We start from the raw sequence: 15,616 nt of genomic DNA on the forward strand, positions 1-15,616 counted from the left end.
TTGACGACGGGGGTTGTCACGCGTTTCGGTCATCGCCGGATTTGCGCCGCCGCACAGGCACCGGGCGCACGCGGGTTTCGATCATCTCGTAGAGCGCGCCGGTGATGTTCTTGCCGCTGGCCCCTTCGATGCCCTCGAAGCCGGGGGAGGAATTGACCTCGAGCACCTTGGGGCCGGTGTCGGAACGCAAGAGGTCCACGCCCGCCATGTTGAGGTCAAAAACGCGGGCGGCGCGGATGGCGGTCTCGCGCTCGGCCTTGGTGATGCGGATGGTCTTGGCGGTGCCGCCGCGATGCAGGTTGGAGCGGAAATCGCCCTCGGCCCCGGTGCGTTTCATCGAGGCCACCACCTTGCCGCCGACAACGAGACAGCGGATGTCTTCGCCTGCCGCTTCCTTGACGAAATCCTGCACAAGGAAATTTGCCTTGAGCCCGCGAAACGCGTCGATGACCGACTCGGCGGCCTTCTTGGTTTCGGCCAGCACCACGCCCTTGCCCTGGGTCGATTCGAGCAGTTTGACGATCAGGGGGGCTGTGCCGACAAGGGCCATGAGGTTGCCGGTGTCCTTGGGCGAGGCGGCGAAGGCGGTGTTGGGCATGCCCACCTGCGCGCGCGCCATGAGCTGATGGGCATAGAGTTTGTCGCGGCTGGCGATGATGCCCGCCGACGGGTTGACGCAGAAGGTGCCGATGGTTTCGAACTGGCGGATCACGGCGGCACCATAGGCGGTGATCGAGGCCCCGATGCGGGGGATCACCGCGTCATAGCGGGGCAGGCGCTTGCCGTCGTAATGCACCTCGGGGGCGAGCGCGTTGATCGCCATGTAACAGCGGGTGGTGTCGATCACCTCGACCGTGTGGCCGCGCGCTTCGCCTTCCTCGACGATGCGGCGGGTGGAATAGTTATCCTCGCGGCTGAGCACGGCGATGCGCAGGGCGCGCTTTGGCTGGGCGGTGCGGACGCGGGCGGTGTGATAGACGTCATAGCTGAGTTCGGGTTGCAGAAACCGGTCCGTGGCGACAATCGAGATGTGATCCTTGAGCGCCTGCCGGCCCAGGAGCATCCGGCTTGTCATGCTGGAGCGGTTGGTGAGGGTGATCTCGATGGGCCATGTATCGCCGCCCACCGAGAGTTTCGAGGCGATGACATAGCGCAATTCCCGCTCGCCATTCGACGAGGTCACATCGCGCCGGTCGATGATCGGCGCGGAACAGGGGATGATCAGGTCATCGCGCCCCGGAATGGGATGCACGGTGAAGCGGACCTTGGGGCGCGAGGCGGGACCGAAGGTTTCGATGTCGAAGGCATGCAGCGCCGAGGTGCGCGCGCCGGTGTCGACCTTGGCTTTGATCGCGGGCACGCCAAGATCGGGCAGTCCGACCCATTCCTCCCAGCCGAATTGCAGGGGCTGGGGGCTGTCTGGCGTATCGGTCATCGGGCATATCCTGTTGCGTTTTGCGCGGCTAGGGCGGCGCGTGGCGCCTCTCTACTTGGGATGGCCGTGAGGATGCAAGGAAAGCGCGGTGCGTTCCTTTGCGTTACTTGTTGATATCCTCGCGGATCACGCGGCTCTGATCATCGGAGGCGCGAAAGAGCCGCCGCAGGATGACCCATGCGGCCAGAGAGAGGAGGGCGAAAAGGGCGAGCAGGGCCGTCAGGCCAAGGTTGAGCGGAAGCAGCACGAGGAGCGCCACGAGGGCAGCGCCGACCGCGAATCCGAGAAAAATGAAGCCGGGCACGAGAATTTCGAGAATGGCCAGCCCAAGGGCCGCCGCGAGCCAGACCCACCAGAGATGCCAGAGGACCGTTTCCATCAGCCGCGCCCCCTGAGCATGTTGAAGGCGTTGCCAAAGGCCTCGAGCGCGTTGGCGGGAACCAGGATGGTGTTGGAGGAGGGGCTGTTGCCAAGGGCATTGAGCGCCTCGACCTGTTTCAGCGCGACCTGATATTGCGCGGCCTCGAGCCCGTTGGCGGCGATGGCCGCGGCGACGACGCCGGTGGCATAGGCCTCGGCGTCGGCCTCGATGCGGCGGGCCTTGGCGGCCTGTTCGGCGGCGTAAAGCTCGGCGTCGGCCTGAAGTTCCACGGCGCGTTTATGCCCCTCGGCCTCTGTCACCTGCGCGCGGCGGGCGCGCTCGGCGTTGAGCTGTTGCAGCATCGCGGCGCGGGTCGCCTGATCGAGATTGACGTCGAGAATCTCGGCGCGGGTCACTTCGATGCCCCAGTCATCCACGGCATCCTCGACCAGCGATTTGATCGTGGTGATCAGCTGCGAGCGGTTGGATTGCACCTCGTCGAGGTCCATCTTGCCGATTTCGGCGCGCACGATGCCGGCCACGGTGGTGGCAATCGCGCCATCGACCTCGCGGATGCGGTAGACGGTCTTTTCCGGATACAGGATGCGGTAGAAAACCGAGGTTTCCACCTGCAACAGCACGTTGTCGCGGGTGATGGCATCCTGGCTTGCGTTGGGCAACTGGCGTTCGAGGATCGAAATCTTGTGCCGCACCACATCGAGAAAAGGCACGATCAGGTTGATGCCGGGGCCAAGCACCTTGTGCAGCTTGCCAAAGCGCTCGACCACATATTGCTCTGACTGGGGCACGATCTTGACCCCGCGAAAGATGACGATGACCACGAGGAGCGTGATCAGAAGCCAGACGATATTTGCAGAAATCAGTTGCAGGATGAAGTCTTCGGTCATGGGAACTCTCACAAAGGGGCAGCCAAGACGGCGTTTTACAAGGCAGGGTAAACCGCTTTAAAGGGGGGCAAAAGGGCTAATGCGATGGGAATTCAGGGCATGCGGTTCGGCTTCGAGAAACTGGCACAGGATGGCGCGGCGCGGGCAGGGGTGATCCACACGCCGCGCGGCGACATCCGCACGCCTGCCTTCATGCCGGTGGGCACGGCGGCGACGGTCAAGGCGATGATGCCCGAGAGCGTGCGCGCCACCGGGGCGGATATCCTGCTTGGGAATACCTATCACCTGATGCTGCGGCCCGGTGCCGAGCGGATTGACCGCTTGGGCGGTTTGCACCGCTTCATGAACTGGGAACGGCCGATCCTGACGGATTCGGGCGGGTTTCAGGTGATGAGCCTTGCGGGTTTGCGCAAGCTGACGGAGCAGGGGGTGACCTTCAAGAGCCATATCGACGGCTCCAAGCACGAGCTGACGCCGGAGCGGTCGATGGAAATTCAGCGCCTTCTGGGGTCGGACATCGTGATGTGTTTCGACGAATGCCCCGCCTTGCCCGCGAGTGACAAGGCCGTGGCTGAAAGCATGCGGCTGAGCATGCGGTGGGCCGAGCGTTCGAAGGCGGCGTTTGGCGACCGGCCGGGTCATGCGCTCTTTGGCATCATGCAGGGCGGGGTGACGCCCGAATTGCGCGAAGAGAGCGCCGAGGCGCTCAAGGCCATCGGGTTCGATGGCTATGCCGTGGGCGGTCTCGCGGTGGGCGAAGGGCAAGAGGCGATGTTCGGCGTGCTGGATTATGCCACCGGATTCCTGCCCGAGGATCGTCCGCGATACCTGATGGGGGTGGGCAAGCCGGATGACATCGTGGGGGCCGTGAAACGCGGTATCGACATGATGGATTGCGTGTTGCCCAGCCGGTCGGGGCGCACGGGGCAGGTGTTCACACGACATGGCGTGGTCAATATCAAGAACGCGCGCCATCAGGATGATCCGCGCCCGCTGGATGAGGCCTGCACCTGTCCGGCCTGTCGGAACTATAGCCGGGCCTATCTGCATCATGTGTTCCGGTCGCAGGAAATCATCAGCTCCATGCTGCTGACATGGCACAACCTGCATCATTTTCAGCAGATCATGGGCGAGATGCGCGCGGCGATTGCCGAGGCGCGGTTCGATGCCTGGGAGGCGGCGTTTCATGCGGGCCGTGCCGAGGGCGACATCGAACCGCTCTGAGTGCGGATCTGTCAATGGCCTGCGACTGTGCGGTGGTGCGGGGGCGGCTGTGGGATAGGGCGCAGGCGGCGGCCTTGCGCGTGGGGTATGCGCGCATAGCTTATGCCCAAGCGCAATCTGTCCGCACAAGGAGCATATCCCATGAGCCACAAGCTTTTTACCCCCATCAAGGTCGGTGATCTCGAACTTGCCAATCGCGTTGTCATGGCGCCGCTCACGCGCAACCGCGCAGACAACGATACGGCTGAGGTCGGGGACCTTCAGGTCACCTATTACGCGCAGCGTGCGGGGGCCGGGTTGATCATCACCGAGGCCGCACAGATCAGCCCCGAGGGCAAAGGCTATGTCGGCACGCCGGGCATTTACAGCCCCGAGCAGGTGGCGGCATGGAAGAAGGTGACGGATGCGGTCCACGCCAAGGGTGGCAAGATTGTGATCCAGCTCTGGCACGTGGGGCGGATCAGCCACACGTCGTTGCAGCCCGACGGGCAGGCCCCGGTCGCCCCGGTGGCAGTGGCGGCCAAGGCGCAGACCTTTACGCCCGCCGGGTTCGAGGACACATCCACCCCGCGCGCCCTGCGCGAGGATGAGATGCCGCGCGTGGTTGCGGATTATGTCCATGCCGCCAAGGCGGCCAAGGAGGCCGGGTTTGACGGGATCGAACTGCATGCCGCCAATGGCTATCTTCTGGATCAGTTCCTCAAGGATGGGCCGAACTCCCGCGAGGATGCCTATGGTGGCTCGGTGGGCAATCGCGCGCGCTTGCTGTTCGACGTGCTGGACGGGCTGGAAACGGTCTGGGCCCCGGGCCGGATCGGTATTCGCCTCTCGCCCTGGTCGGGATTCAACGATGCGACCGACAGCGATCCCGACACCCATTTCGGTTGGGTCGTCGAGCGCCTGAACGCCCGCGGCTTGGCCTATCTGCATCTGATCGAGGGCAGCACTGGTGGCGCGCGCGAGGGGGCATTTGACGCGCTGCGCGCCAAGTGGACGGGCGTTTACATGGCCAACAACGGCTATGACCGCGACCTGGCGCTGACACGGGTGGCGACAGGTGCGGTCGATCTGGTGGCCTTTGGCCGGCCCTATATCGCCAATCCCGACCTGGTCGAGCGGTTGGAGCAGAACGCCCCGCTGAATGAGGGCGATCAGGCGACCTATTACGGCGGCGGGGCCGAGGGCTATACCGATTATCCGACGCTCGAGACCGTCTGACATCATCTCTGGGCGCGGTCCTGAGGGCCGCGCCCAGAGATGGCGCGATAAATGCACATGTGTGGCAGGGCATTTTCGGCACGGGCCTGAGAGACGCGATAGATCCAGCGTCGCGATGGCCCTAAAGTTGTAAGGTGCAAGACCGTTGATACGAAGGCGCAGGCGGTGATGTCTGAGCTTTCGGACCATGAAACGATGCTGCACGAGGTGGATATGCACGCGAGCGTCCCCAAATCCGGTCTGCGGGCCGATGCGACTTTGGTAGATCAAGAAGTTCCCTTTGGAATTGGTGAGTTGTTCTTTTCGCGGACCGACACGCGCGGGGTGATCCGGGCGTTCAACCCGGTCTTTCTGCGCGTTGCGGGTTACGGGGCCGAGGATATGGCCGGTGCGCCGCACAAGCTGGTGCGCCATCCGGACATGCCCAAAGGTGTGTTCTGGTTGATGTGGGACGGGTTGAAGCGCGGTCACTCGGTCGGGGCCTATGTCAAGAATCGGGCCAGGGACGGGCGCTTTTACTGGGTTTTTGCCGTGGTTTCGCCGGTTGACGACGGGTATCTGTCGGTGCGGCTGAAACCGTCGAGCCCGCTTTTTGCCACGGTGAAAGAGGTTTACGCCCGCGCGCTCGAGCGTGAGCGGGGGCAGGCGATGACGCCCGAGCAGAGCGCCCATGCCATCGAGGGCGATCTGGTCGCCGCCGGCTTTGCCAATTACGGCGCGTTTCAGATCGAGGCATTGCGCCGGGAACATGCATCGCGGGATGCGGCGCGCAATCGGGCTGTGACGCCTGCGCTGGTCGCGTCGGGGCATCTTCTTGATGTAAAGTCCGAGATCGAGCAGGAATTGCGCGTGCTCTGCGACAATCTCAAAGAGGCGGAGCTGATCACCACGAACATGAAGATCCAGGCCTGCAAGCTGCGATCCGACCGTGGGCCGATCAACGAGATTGCCAAGAATTACGAACTGATGATGCGCGATATCCGCAATCATCCCCGCGTGGTCCAGACCCTGCGCAGTGATCAGGGAACCTGGGACGTGAACGACGAGGCCAGATCGGTGTTCATGATCGCGGTGGCCGAACTCATGCAGGAGATGGTCGCGTTCTTTCGCGAGGAAGTGGCGCGCGGCGACGACGAGCGTGCCAGCGCTGAAATGGAGGTGGTTGCAGCATTGCGGGATCGCTATCGGCAAGAGGCGGATCGCGCCATGGAAGATGGGTATCGCGCCGTGCGGCAACTCTCGGCGGATGCCGAAATGATCCGGCGTATGGTCACGGGGCTGGCGATGGTGCGGGTTGTGCTGCGTGTCGAGGCGGGCATCCTGCGCGAGCGTCTGTCGGGGCTGCAATCCATCCTTGGGCAGTTGGACCGGTTCCATGACGAGGTGAGTGCCGCGCTCGAGCGTGTGCAGGACGCGGTGACTTTGCTTTTGCGCGATCGCGGTTTGGCGGCCTGAGGGCGGCGGGAAAGGCGCATAGGGGCGCACTGTCCCCTTGTGCCCGACCTGATCTGCGGGCAATGTTTGCCGAATCTGTTGAAACCTGACGGGGCGCGCCCCAAGTTAGGGCTAACGTAACGGAGAGGGCCGTGGTTGCCGCCGCGCGGGGCCGGTGCCCTCTTGCCAAGAACAGGAAAACGAGCATGCAAGACACCCTCAACGCCTCTTATCCGGTCCTGCCGCTGCGGGACATCGTGGTGTTCCCGCATATGATCGTGCCGCTTTTCGTGGGGCGCGAGAAATCGGTGCGCGCGCTGGAAGAGGTCATGGCCGATGACAAGCAGATCCTGCTGTCGAGCCAGATTGACCCTGCCGATGACGATCCCGCCGAATCCGGTATCTATCGCGTGGGCGTATTGGCGAATGTGCTGCAACTGCTGAAGCTGCCCGATGGCACCGTCAAGGTGCTGGTCGAGGGCGTGGCGCGGGTGCGGATCACCGAGTATTTGCCCAACTCCGAGTTTTTCGAGGCCAAGGCCGAATATCTGAGCGAGATTCCCGGCGATGCCACCACCATCGCGGCGCTGTTGCGCACGGTCGGCGATGAGTTCGCGCGTTATGCCAAGGTGAAAAAGAACATCCCCGACGAGGCTATGGCCGCTGTGACCGAGTCCGAGGAACCGGCCAAGCTGGCTGATCTGGTGGCGGGGCATCTCGGCCTTGACGTGGCGCGCAAGCAAGACCTGCTTGAGACGCTGAGCGTGAGCGAGCGGTTGGAGAAGGTTTACGGCCTGATGCAGGGCGAGATGAGCGTTCTTCAGGTCGAGAAGAAGATCAAGACGCGCGTCAAATCGCAGATGGAGCGCACGCAGCGCGAATATTACCTGAATGAGCAGATGAAGGCCATTCAGAAGGAGTTGGGCGATGGCGAGGATGGTGCAGGCGAGATTGCCGAGCTGGAAGAGCGCATCGCCAAGACCAAGCTGAGCAAGGAAGCTGCGGAAAAGGCCGAAGCCGAGCTGAAAAAGCTCAAGAACATGAGCCCGATGAGTGCTGAAGCAACGGTCGTGCGCAACTATCTCGACTGGATGCTGAGCATTCCGTGGGGTGTGAAAAGCCGGACCAAGAAGGACCTGCACAAGGCTCAGGACATCCTCGATGCCGATCACTATGGGCTGGAAAAGGTCAAGGAGCGGATCGTCGAGTATCTGGCGGTGCAGCAGCGCAGCCAAAAGCTGAAAGGCCCGATCATGTGCCTTGTCGGCCCTCCGGGCGTGGGCAAGACCAGCCTTGGCAAGTCTGTGGCACGCGCCACCGGGCGGGAGTTCATCCGGATTTCGCTGGGCGGTGTGCGTGACGAGAGCGAAATTCGCGGCCACCGGCGGACCTATATCGGCTCGATGCCCGGCAAGATCATTCAGGCGCTGAAAAAGGCCAAGACGACCAATCCGCTGATCCTGCTCGATGAGATCGACAAGATGGGTCAGGATTTCCGGGGCGACCCGGCGTCGGCGATGCTCGAGGTGCTCGATCCCGAGCAGAACTCGACCTTTGTCGATCACTATCTTGAGGTGGAATATGACCTCTCGAACGTGATGTTCCTGACCACGGCCAACAGCTACAACATGCCGGGGCCGCTCTTGGACCGGATGGAGATCATTCCGCTGGCGGGCTACACCGAGGATGAAAAGCGCGAGATCGCGAAACAGCATCTGGTGGACAAGCAGGTCAAGAACAATGGTCTCAAGAAGGGCGAGTTTACCCTGACCGATGCGGCGCTGACCGATGTGATCCGGTATTACACCCGCGAGGCGGGGGTGCGGAACCTTGAGCGCGAGATTGCCAAGCTGGCCCGCAAGGCGGTGACGCGGATCATCAAGGGAGCGGAAAAGGCGATCACGGTCACGCCGGAGAACCTCGACGATTTCCTTGGGGTACGCAAATACAAGTTCGGCCTGGCGGAAGAGAGCGATCAGGTCGGCGTTGTTACCGGGCTGGCCTATACATCCGTGGGCGGTGAACTGCTCAACATCGAAGCCCTCCGCCTGCCGGGCAAGGGCCGGATGAAGACCACCGGCAAGTTGGGCGATGTGATGAAGGAATCGATCGATGCGGCGTCAAGTTACGTCCGCTCGGTCGCGCCCGACCTTGGGATCAAGCCGCCCAAGTTCGAGAAGTGGGATATTCACGTCCACGTTCCGGAAGGGGCCACGCCCAAGGATGGCCCCTCTGCCGGTCTTGCGATGGTGACGTCCATCGTGTCGGTTCTGACGGGGATTCCCGTGCGCAAGGATATTGCCATGACCGGCGAGGTGACGCTGCGCGGAAATGCGCTGCCCATCGGTGGGCTCAAGGAAAAGCTGCTGGCGGCGTTGCGCGGTGGGATCAAGACGGTGCTCATTCCGCGTGAGAACGAAAAGGATCTGGCCGAGATCCCGGACAATGTGAAAGAGGGGCTGGATATTATCCCCGTCGATCACGTGCGCGATGTGCTCAGGCTGGCGCTGGTGCGCGCGCCCGAGCCAGTCGAATGGGACGAAGAGGCAGAAGAGGCCGCCGCCACCGAGGCCGCGTTGAAATCCGGCGAAGAGGGCCGGGGGGCCGTGGCGCATTAATCTGCGCAGGGCCCGTATGACATGACAAAACGCCCCCGGTTCAATACCGGGGGCGTTTTCATTTTGGTCGAGCGGGTCGCGGAGAGACCGGCCCCCGCAGGGGCCGGAACGATCCTTGAGCGCGCGCCTTACCCGAAGAGGAAGTTGTCGGCGGTGAGGTCTGCCGCCAGAACTGCCTCGAAGGTGATGGTGTGGCCGTCCACCGCGACAACCGCACCAGCGACCGTGTCGGTGATGTCGAGCGCGTCGAAATTGGCCACGCTGCGCAGGATCACGGTTTCGGTGGCTGCATCAAAATCGGTGATGATGTCGGCCTCGCCGCTGTTGAGCATGTTGAAGACGAAGGTATCCACGCCCTCGCCGCCGGTCATCAGGTCATTGCCCTCACCGCCGTTGAGCGTGTCGTTGCCTGTGCCGCCATCCAGCACGTCATCGCGCCCGCCGCCTGCGACAAAGTCGTTACCCGCGCCGCCCAGAACGGTGTCATCGCCCAGGCCGCCGCCGAGGCTGTCGTTGCCCTCGCCACCGTCCAGAAGGTCGGTGCCAGCGCCGCCGCCGATCAGGTCATCGCCGGCGCCACCTTCGACCGTATCGGCACCCTGACCGCCGCCGAGGCGGTCGTTGCCGTCCTCGCCCTGCACAAGGTCATTGCCTGCGCCACCATTGGCCACGTCATTGCCTGCGCCGCCGTTGACCACATCGTCACCGCGACCACCGCCCATGGTGTCATTGCCAAGACCGCCGCGCAGGTCGTCATTGCCAAAGCCACCGCCGAGGTTGTCATCGCCTGCGCCGCCGTTCACGAGGTCGTCGCCCGCACCGGCCCCAAGCCGGTCATCCCCGTCCGTGCCGATCAGCGTGTCATCGCCATTGCTGCGGCCGGTGGCGGAGTTGTCCACGCTGAGGTTGTCGAGGTTGTAGATCACCGTGTTGCCGTCACCCTCATAGGCCACGGCGATCTGTGCAAAGCCCGTGGCGCTTTGATCTGCCGGGATAAAGGCGATGGTTTCGGGGCTGATGTTGCCGTTGGCCTCGCTGTCGATATAGTGGTCGAACGCCGGGTTTGCGGGGTCCGTGATGTCAAACACCATGATCCCGTTGTCGCGTTCAAGCCCGATAAAGACATAGGGTTTGCCTTCGACCACGCCGACGGCGATTGCCTCGGGTTCGACCCCTTTGTCGTCTGAACGGTTGTCGAACTCACCCTCGTCCTGATTGAACAGCTCGGGCCGGATTTCCGCGATGAGCTGCGAGAACTGCGACCCGCTGTCAAAGACGATCTCGCCGGCGGTGTTGTAGATGGTGAAGGAGCGCGAGCCGTAGTGGAACAACTGGTCGTAATCGCCATCCCCATCGGTGTCGCCCAGATCGGTACGCACGTTGAGGCGGCCAAGGTTCTCGTTCAGTTGCAGGATATCGGCATTCGGGAAGGCGGTCGGATCGAGCGTCAGGCTGGCGATCCGGGCTTCGGTTGCGTCGCGCGCGTCGCCCTCGTTGGCGGTGAAGATATAGGTCTCGCCGCCAATCTCGATCGAGGTGATCGCGTCGGGCTGGCGCATGCCGAAAAGGTTGTCATAGTTTTGCAGGTTGATTGCATTGTCGCGGTTCGACGCGTCGATCTCGTTGCCCGGAAGCGAGCGGTCCACGAGGCCGAAGCTGCGAATGTCGGTCACGGTGTTGGTGGTGAGGTCGATGACCGCGTAGGCATTGGCCTCTTGCAGGGACACCCATGCAGTGACGCCATCCGGCAGGACGGTGATATATTCCGGCTCAAGGTCCTGAGAGGCGGAGTTGCCCGGCTGGATCAGGACACCGGCCTCGCGCAGGCTGTCCTCCTGGCCGTCGAAGGCCGAGAAATCGAGCGTGACCGCCGTGGCATTGGCCGCGCCACCGCTCACGTCGATGATGGAAACGCCGCCCAAAGGATCGGTGCCGTCCAGTGGCTCGCCCTCATTGGCCACGAGGATGCGCGTGCCATCGGGGGTAAAGGTCACCATATCGGGCAGATTGCCCACCTCGACGGTGTTGAGCAGGTTGCCGTCCTGATCGAAGATTGCGACGACGCCATTGGCCTCTGCGGGTGTGACCGACAGCGCAGCAGCCACGAGGCCGTTCTTGGCCGCAACCGATTGCACGCTGGCGAACCCTGCCACCTGACCAAGGTCGAATTCACCCAGTTTCTCGCCGGTGGCCGCGTCGAACGCGTCGATGCGGTTCTGCGCGCCGTTGGTGACATAGGCGCGGCCTGCGTCCACCGAGACCACCTCGGACCCGCCGGTGAACAGTTCGGTTTCGCCGCTCAGAAGCTCTGCCGCGATGGAGGTGCCGAGGGTCGGCGTGTTTTCGTCGAGCAGGATACGGTCGACACCGCCATTGCGCGCCAGTTGCACGATGCGCAGGTCGTTGGTGACATCCGTCTCGGCATTGGCAAAGGCGTTGTCCGCGTCCGGGAAGTTCTCGGTCATGAAATCGCCCAGGGCTTGCTGTTCGCCAAGGCGGTTCGCCTCTGCGTCGCTGGTGATGGACCCCTCGGGCGTAAGGAACTGCACATCCGAGATCAGTTCCTGGAACGGATAGCCGTCGCCATTGGTGAGCATCAGGAAGTCGAGCGTGACCATGCGGATCGTCTCGGGGGCTTCGGCAGTGAAGGCACCATCGCGGAAGATCACGATGTCATCGCCGGTTTCCGGGTCGATCAGTGCTACGGTCTTGATCCGGTCGCCAGCCACGGCCACTTGCGGGCGGTCGGTGGCCGGATCGACCACATAATCGCCATTCTCATCGGTGACGAGTTCCTGAGCGGTGCCGTTCTCGTCAAAGCTGACACGGAAGCCGCCGATCTGGAAGAACCGGCCGGGGGTGTTCCCCGCCTCGGTGTTGGTATCGGCCACGCCATGCTCGAGCAGCATGAGAAAGCCTTCCTTGGTCACGGTTGCAACGGCAAGACCGTTGTTGAAGCGCAGCGAATTCTGCAGGTCGAGCTGCGAGAGCACGCCGTCGCCCGCATCGGTGCCAGTGTTGGTGGAAGAGCCGATTTCGGCACGGATGCCGCCGCCGTTCTTGAACGAGACATTGACGGTCGTATCGGCGTTGCGGGCGGCCGCGAGATTGGCATCGGCGGTCAGGTTGCCGAGATTGCTTTCCTCGGTGCGCACGGTTTCGCGGCGGCCGTCGAGGAACACATCATGGTTGCCAAAGGCGACGGTATCGGCCTGGTCCACGATGGTCTGCACCGCGTCGGTCAGGTCCTGCACGATGCTGGCCTTGGCCGAGCCGTCGAGCGCTTCTTGCAGGGTGGCGGCGCCGGTCACGTCCAGCACGCCCTGATCATCGGTGGCAAAGGTGCCCGAGACATCCGCGTCGATGGAGGAGGCGACAAGCACGCCATTGTCATCGAATTCCACGACGAGGCGACCGAGGTAGCTGTATTCGCCATCGGTCGAGACGATGGCCACGGGATTGCCATTCGCATCCACGGTCAGGAAGGGATAGCCCTCGGCGGCCTCGTCACCGTCGCGCAGGCGGTCATTGGCATCGGCCTGAAGCGTGTTGGAGCCGCCGGCGATGATGATGTCGACCCCGTCGAGCAGGCCCGCCAGTTCCTTTTCCAGCGCAATCTGTTGGAGATGCGAGGTAAGGATGATCTTGTTGGCGCCCGCCGCGATCAGGGCGTCGATCTGCGGCTGGATGACGGCGGCGAGGGCTGCCATGCTGGTGGCACCGCCGGTGATCTCGTTTGTGCCGCCCGTGGACGAAATGCTCTCGATGATCTGGGTGGTGGCACCGACCACACCGATCAACTCGCCGCCCTCTTCAATCAGGGTGGCGGGTGCGATGGCCGGACCGAAATTGCCGGCGGCCTGGTCGGCCAAGGTTTCCGCGAAGGCATCGGAGGTGAGAAGCTCGGTCGTGAAAAGATCGCCGAGATTGGCGTCCTCGGAAAAGTCGATGTTGGAGGTCAGATACGGAAAGAGCGCGCCGACCCAGTTGACCGTGCCATTACCGCCGGCCCCGTCGATCACCGATGCGAAGGCGCTGGTGCCGGGATCGAATTCATGGTTGCCCACCGCAGAGGCATCAAAGCCCAACACGTTCATGATCGTGATGTCGACGTGACCGGGCGCTTCGCGCAGGTCCAGGGTCACATCGGTCAGGTCCTGCCCGAGAACCTCGGTGTAGAACCGTTCATAAGCGTTGGTCAGGGTGGCGCGGAACGAGCGGTCCGCCGCGGTCGAGAAGAACGGGCCGGGAATGTAGTTGTCCCCTGCGGACAGCAGGATCGTGTTCTCGAACGTATCTTCGAGCGTGTCGACGATCGCGGCGAAATTCGGCGCGTTGTCCAGAGCGGCGACGCCGCCCTCGAGGTCGTTGGCATGCAGAAGTTGAAGCGTATAGGCCATCCGTTGGTCCACCCAGATTGAGGAATGTTACCGGGCTCGGATAGAGGCGCTTTGTGACGTGGGTTTGAGACATTTGTAACGTCTGCGTAACGCGGGCAGGGTCGCGCGGCATGCCGTCATGGCCGACGCCGTGAAACGTGCGGACGTGCTGGAATGGGACAAAACCCGCACCCAGGCGCAGCAACACACCGCGGGCCGCAAGCTTGAAGAAGCGACCGTCTCGGAAATCAAGAAATCTCGCGCCGCGTTGAAAAAATGGGCCGATGACGAAACCGCCGCCGGTATGGCCGAAGTTTAAGAAACGCTTGCCGTCGCTTGGGGAGCGCGTGCGGCACCTTTTCGGGCACCGGCTAGGCGTAGACCTGCCCGCCGTGCTGACACTGGCCCTGTCGTCGCCCTCGCAGAGCGTCAGGGAGGTTCTGACCGGGGAAGGGCTAGGCGACCTTGACCTTGCCGCCGTGGCGGTCTTGGCGGTGCCCCTGTGGGCACTACCCGTTGCCGACCGGCCGACCGTCGTGGCCCTGTGCGAACACCCCTGACAAGCTTTCCCTAAGTGCCAAGGGCAACTAACCCCGGTTTGCGTTCACCGTCGCAGCCGGGGTGATTTTTATGTGGCAGGTAGTTTGGCTTGTTCTTGGATAGCCTCAAGCAAGTTATTTCTGGCCTCAAGCAGATTTGCCGCAGCTTGCCAAAATGGCCCCATAGAAACAACGCCATCAACTTGGTCTATCGCAGTGCGCATTTGACGCAGGGCCGCGCGATATTCTGAAACGGCTTCTTGCGTGCTCTCGTTGAAAACAGTGAACGACACGTCCACGGCAGCGTCTTGTGCGAGAATGTTGCCAATCAATTCGTCACGCGCGCCTTCAACTTGAGAAGAACTGTCGAGGACGGCGGAAACAAAAGCACCGGCATAGGTTTGGAATTCAACCGAATGCCTTTGAATTTCGATCAACTTAGCTTCTACGCGTTGCTGTTCTTCGCGGACATTTGTATCATGCAGTGAACGCTGGTAGTTCCATTCGTTGACGCCAAGGCTTGCCAAAAACGCAATGATGCCGACGGCAAAAACTTGCCATCGGGGAACTTGGTCAGTTGTGAAAAACTGCTTGAACCGGCTCATATCATTCTTCGTCAGGTTGCGTCGTTACGGTCGTGATCGACCGAAGGCCTTCATTTTCACTTGCGTTCTGGCAGGCGTTCTGGATCTGCAACCAACGTTCGTAACCGAGAATGTTTAGCGTATCCCTAACACTTTGTTCGATACCTAGTTCGCACGGATCGAACGCCATAGACTCTGAGTTTACCACGGTGACTTGATCAACGCCACTTCCATCCTGCTGGATCGGCTGAGCATTGGTTTCCAAAGCCAACGCGAACAGCGCGGACATGACCGCCGGTACGAGCATCGCTCCGCGAAGCGTCATGTATCCCGGCGAATGGATACTAGCTTCTTGGTCGGGCACAAGGTCGTCGCGTCCATCAACGGTCGCAGCAATGTCGTAGATCGACTGCCGATTCTGCCAAGCCTGCTCTTCGTCCGCAACCTTGCGGCAAGCTGCGACGACAGCCATAACGAAAGCGTTGAAGTGAAAATTCTCAAAGGCCGTAAACTCTGGATTGTCCGTTACAAACCGCGCGAGAAACTCTTCTCCGATCACTATGTTTTTGTAGGCCGCGCCCAGAACCCGCTCAAAAGATCGCGCCCGCATTGAGAATAAGTGCATTTTGGGTTCGCAACGCAACTGCGACCTTCGGATCAAGCTCAAGTTCATTGACGTTTGCAAGCCAACGCACACGGCGGACCACGTAGCGGCCCTGCAATAGGTTGCCCGGCCCTCTATTCGTCCAAATCTCTGGATCACCTACGATTTCACCAACCAAAGTGTAGCCCGCATTCCCCAAGTAAATCTTTGATTTTGCTGTCGTGATCATATTATTTCAGATATAAATCATGGCGTTGGAGGCTGTGAGGGGCTTGTTTCATGGATCACCCAGAGGGTGCGGGATTACAGCGG

Annotated in this window: 13 protein-coding genes; 6 read left to right on the forward strand and 7 right to left on the reverse strand. The window is 62.0% G+C overall.

What is annotated here, in order from left to right; translation table 11 throughout:
• Positions 1 to 16 precede the first annotated feature (16 nt).
• The 3 genes from rimK to MVC20_RS05750 form a co-directional block, all read right to left on the reverse strand.
• Positions 17 to 1,435, reverse strand: a complete 1,419-nt coding sequence (gene rimK / locus MVC20_RS05740) for a 30S ribosomal protein S6--L-glutamate ligase (RefSeq protein WP_297539333.1) — start codon at positions 1,433 to 1,435, stop codon at positions 17 to 19.
• A gap of 103 nt (positions 1,436 to 1,538) precedes the next feature.
• The gene (locus MVC20_RS05745) at positions 1,539 to 1,814 is read right to left on the reverse strand and encodes a hypothetical protein (protein ID WP_297539335.1); all 276 of its coding nucleotides are present in this window, start codon (positions 1,812 to 1,814) and stop codon (positions 1,539 to 1,541) included.
• A complete protein-coding gene (locus MVC20_RS05750) occupies positions 1,814 to 2,704 on the reverse strand; it encodes an SPFH domain-containing protein (protein ID WP_297539337.1) in 891 nt (296 codons plus the stop codon). Before MVC20_RS05750 ends, MVC20_RS05745 begins: the two co-directional genes overlap by 1 nt.
• A 99-nt stretch (positions 2,705 to 2,803) precedes the next feature.
• On the opposite strand from MVC20_RS05750, the gene tgt reads away from it, so the two are divergent.
• From tgt to lon, 4 genes are all read left to right on the forward strand, one after another.
• The gene (gene tgt, locus MVC20_RS05755; RefSeq protein ID WP_297539359.1) at positions 2,804 to 3,928 is read left to right on the forward strand and encodes a tRNA guanosine(34) transglycosylase Tgt; all 1,125 of its coding nucleotides are present in this window, start codon (positions 2,804 to 2,806) and stop codon (positions 3,926 to 3,928) included.
• Positions 3,929 to 4,069: 141 nt separating this feature from the next.
• Positions 4,070 to 5,146 (forward strand): alkene reductase, encoded by a 1,077-nt coding sequence (locus MVC20_RS05760; RefSeq protein WP_297539338.1) that lies wholly within the window; start codon positions 4,070 to 4,072, stop codon positions 5,144 to 5,146.
• A 168-nt stretch (positions 5,147 to 5,314) separates the two neighbouring features.
• On the forward strand, positions 5,315 to 6,601 hold the full coding sequence (locus MVC20_RS05765) for a PAS domain-containing protein (protein WP_297539340.1): 1,287 nt from the start codon (positions 5,315 to 5,317) through the stop codon (positions 6,599 to 6,601).
• A 185-nt stretch (positions 6,602 to 6,786) separates the two neighbouring features.
• Positions 6,787 to 9,198, forward strand: coding sequence for an endopeptidase La (gene lon, locus MVC20_RS05770; protein ID WP_297539342.1), 2,412 nt, complete (start codon positions 6,787 to 6,789; stop codon positions 9,196 to 9,198).
• A 128-nt stretch (positions 9,199 to 9,326) separates the two neighbouring features.
• On the opposite strand, the gene MVC20_RS05775 is transcribed toward lon, so the two are convergent.
• On the reverse strand, positions 9,327 to 13,598 hold the full coding sequence (locus tag MVC20_RS05775) for a choice-of-anchor I family protein (protein WP_297539344.1): 4,272 nt from the start codon (positions 13,596 to 13,598) through the stop codon (positions 9,327 to 9,329).
• 118 nt (positions 13,599 to 13,716) lie between these two features.
• Between MVC20_RS05775 and MVC20_RS05780 the strand changes: the two genes are divergently transcribed.
• The gene (locus MVC20_RS05780) at positions 13,717 to 13,896 is read left to right on the forward strand and encodes a hypothetical protein (RefSeq protein ID WP_297539346.1); all 180 of its coding nucleotides are present in this window, start codon (positions 13,717 to 13,719) and stop codon (positions 13,894 to 13,896) included.
• A gap of 28 nt (positions 13,897 to 13,924) precedes the next feature.
• On the forward strand, positions 13,925 to 14,137 hold the full coding sequence (locus MVC20_RS05785) for a hypothetical protein (RefSeq protein ID WP_297539348.1): 213 nt from the start codon (positions 13,925 to 13,927) through the stop codon (positions 14,135 to 14,137).
• 68 nt (positions 14,138 to 14,205) lie between these two features.
• Here the strand turns inward: MVC20_RS05785 and MVC20_RS05790 are convergent, their stop codons facing one another.
• The 3 genes from MVC20_RS05790 to MVC20_RS05800 are packed head-to-tail and all read right to left on the reverse strand — an operon-like array spanning position 14,206 to position 15,533.
• A complete protein-coding gene (locus tag MVC20_RS05790; RefSeq protein ID WP_297539350.1) occupies positions 14,206 to 14,721 on the reverse strand; it encodes a hypothetical protein in 516 nt (171 codons plus the stop codon).
• Between the two features lies 1 nt (position 14,722).
• Positions 14,723 to 15,259: a hypothetical protein gene (locus tag MVC20_RS05795; protein ID WP_297539352.1), complete on the reverse strand. Its 537-nt coding sequence runs from the start codon at positions 15,257 to 15,259 to the stop codon at positions 14,723 to 14,725.
• Positions 15,260 to 15,290: 31 nt separating this feature from the next.
• On the reverse strand, positions 15,291 to 15,533 hold the full coding sequence (locus tag MVC20_RS05800) for a hypothetical protein (RefSeq protein WP_297539354.1): 243 nt from the start codon (positions 15,531 to 15,533) through the stop codon (positions 15,291 to 15,293).
• Between the last annotated feature and the right edge of the window lie 83 nt (positions 15,534 to 15,616).

It is taken from the genome of Roseovarius sp., from assembly GCF_027019125.1.
Classification (GTDB): Bacteria; Pseudomonadota; Alphaproteobacteria; order Rhodobacterales; family Rhodobacteraceae; genus Roseovarius.

Excerpts from the sequence above, each read along its gene's own strand:
- rimK (WP_297539333.1), bottom strand. The coding sequence starts at position 1,435 with ATGACCGATACGCCAGACAGCCCCCAGCCCCTGCAATTCGGCTGGGAG.
- MVC20_RS05745 (WP_297539335.1), bottom strand. The coding sequence starts at position 1,814 with ATGGAAACGGTCCTCTGGCATCTCTGGTGGGTCTGGCTCGCGGCGGCC.
- MVC20_RS05750 (WP_297539337.1), bottom strand. The coding sequence starts at position 2,704 with ATGACCGAAGACTTCATCCTGCAACTGATTTCTGCAAATATCGTCTGG.
- tgt (WP_297539359.1), top strand. The coding sequence starts at position 2,804 with ATGCGGTTCGGCTTCGAGAAACTGGCACAGGATGGCGCGGCGCGGGCA.
- MVC20_RS05760 (WP_297539338.1), top strand. The coding sequence starts at position 4,070 with ATGAGCCACAAGCTTTTTACCCCCATCAAGGTCGGTGATCTCGAACTT.
- MVC20_RS05765 (WP_297539340.1), top strand. The coding sequence starts at position 5,315 with ATGTCTGAGCTTTCGGACCATGAAACGATGCTGCACGAGGTGGATATG.
- lon (WP_297539342.1), top strand. The coding sequence starts at position 6,787 with ATGCAAGACACCCTCAACGCCTCTTATCCGGTCCTGCCGCTGCGGGAC.
- MVC20_RS05775 (WP_297539344.1), bottom strand. The coding sequence starts at position 13,598 with ATGGCCTATACGCTTCAACTTCTGCATGCCAACGACCTCGAGGGCGGC.
- MVC20_RS05780 (WP_297539346.1), top strand. The coding sequence starts at position 13,717 with ATGGCCGACGCCGTGAAACGTGCGGACGTGCTGGAATGGGACAAAACC.
- MVC20_RS05790 (WP_297539350.1), bottom strand. The coding sequence starts at position 14,721 with ATGAGCCGGTTCAAGCAGTTTTTCACAACTGACCAAGTTCCCCGATGG.
- MVC20_RS05800 (WP_297539354.1), bottom strand. The coding sequence starts at position 15,533 with ATGATCACGACAGCAAAATCAAAGATTTACTTGGGGAATGCGGGCTAC.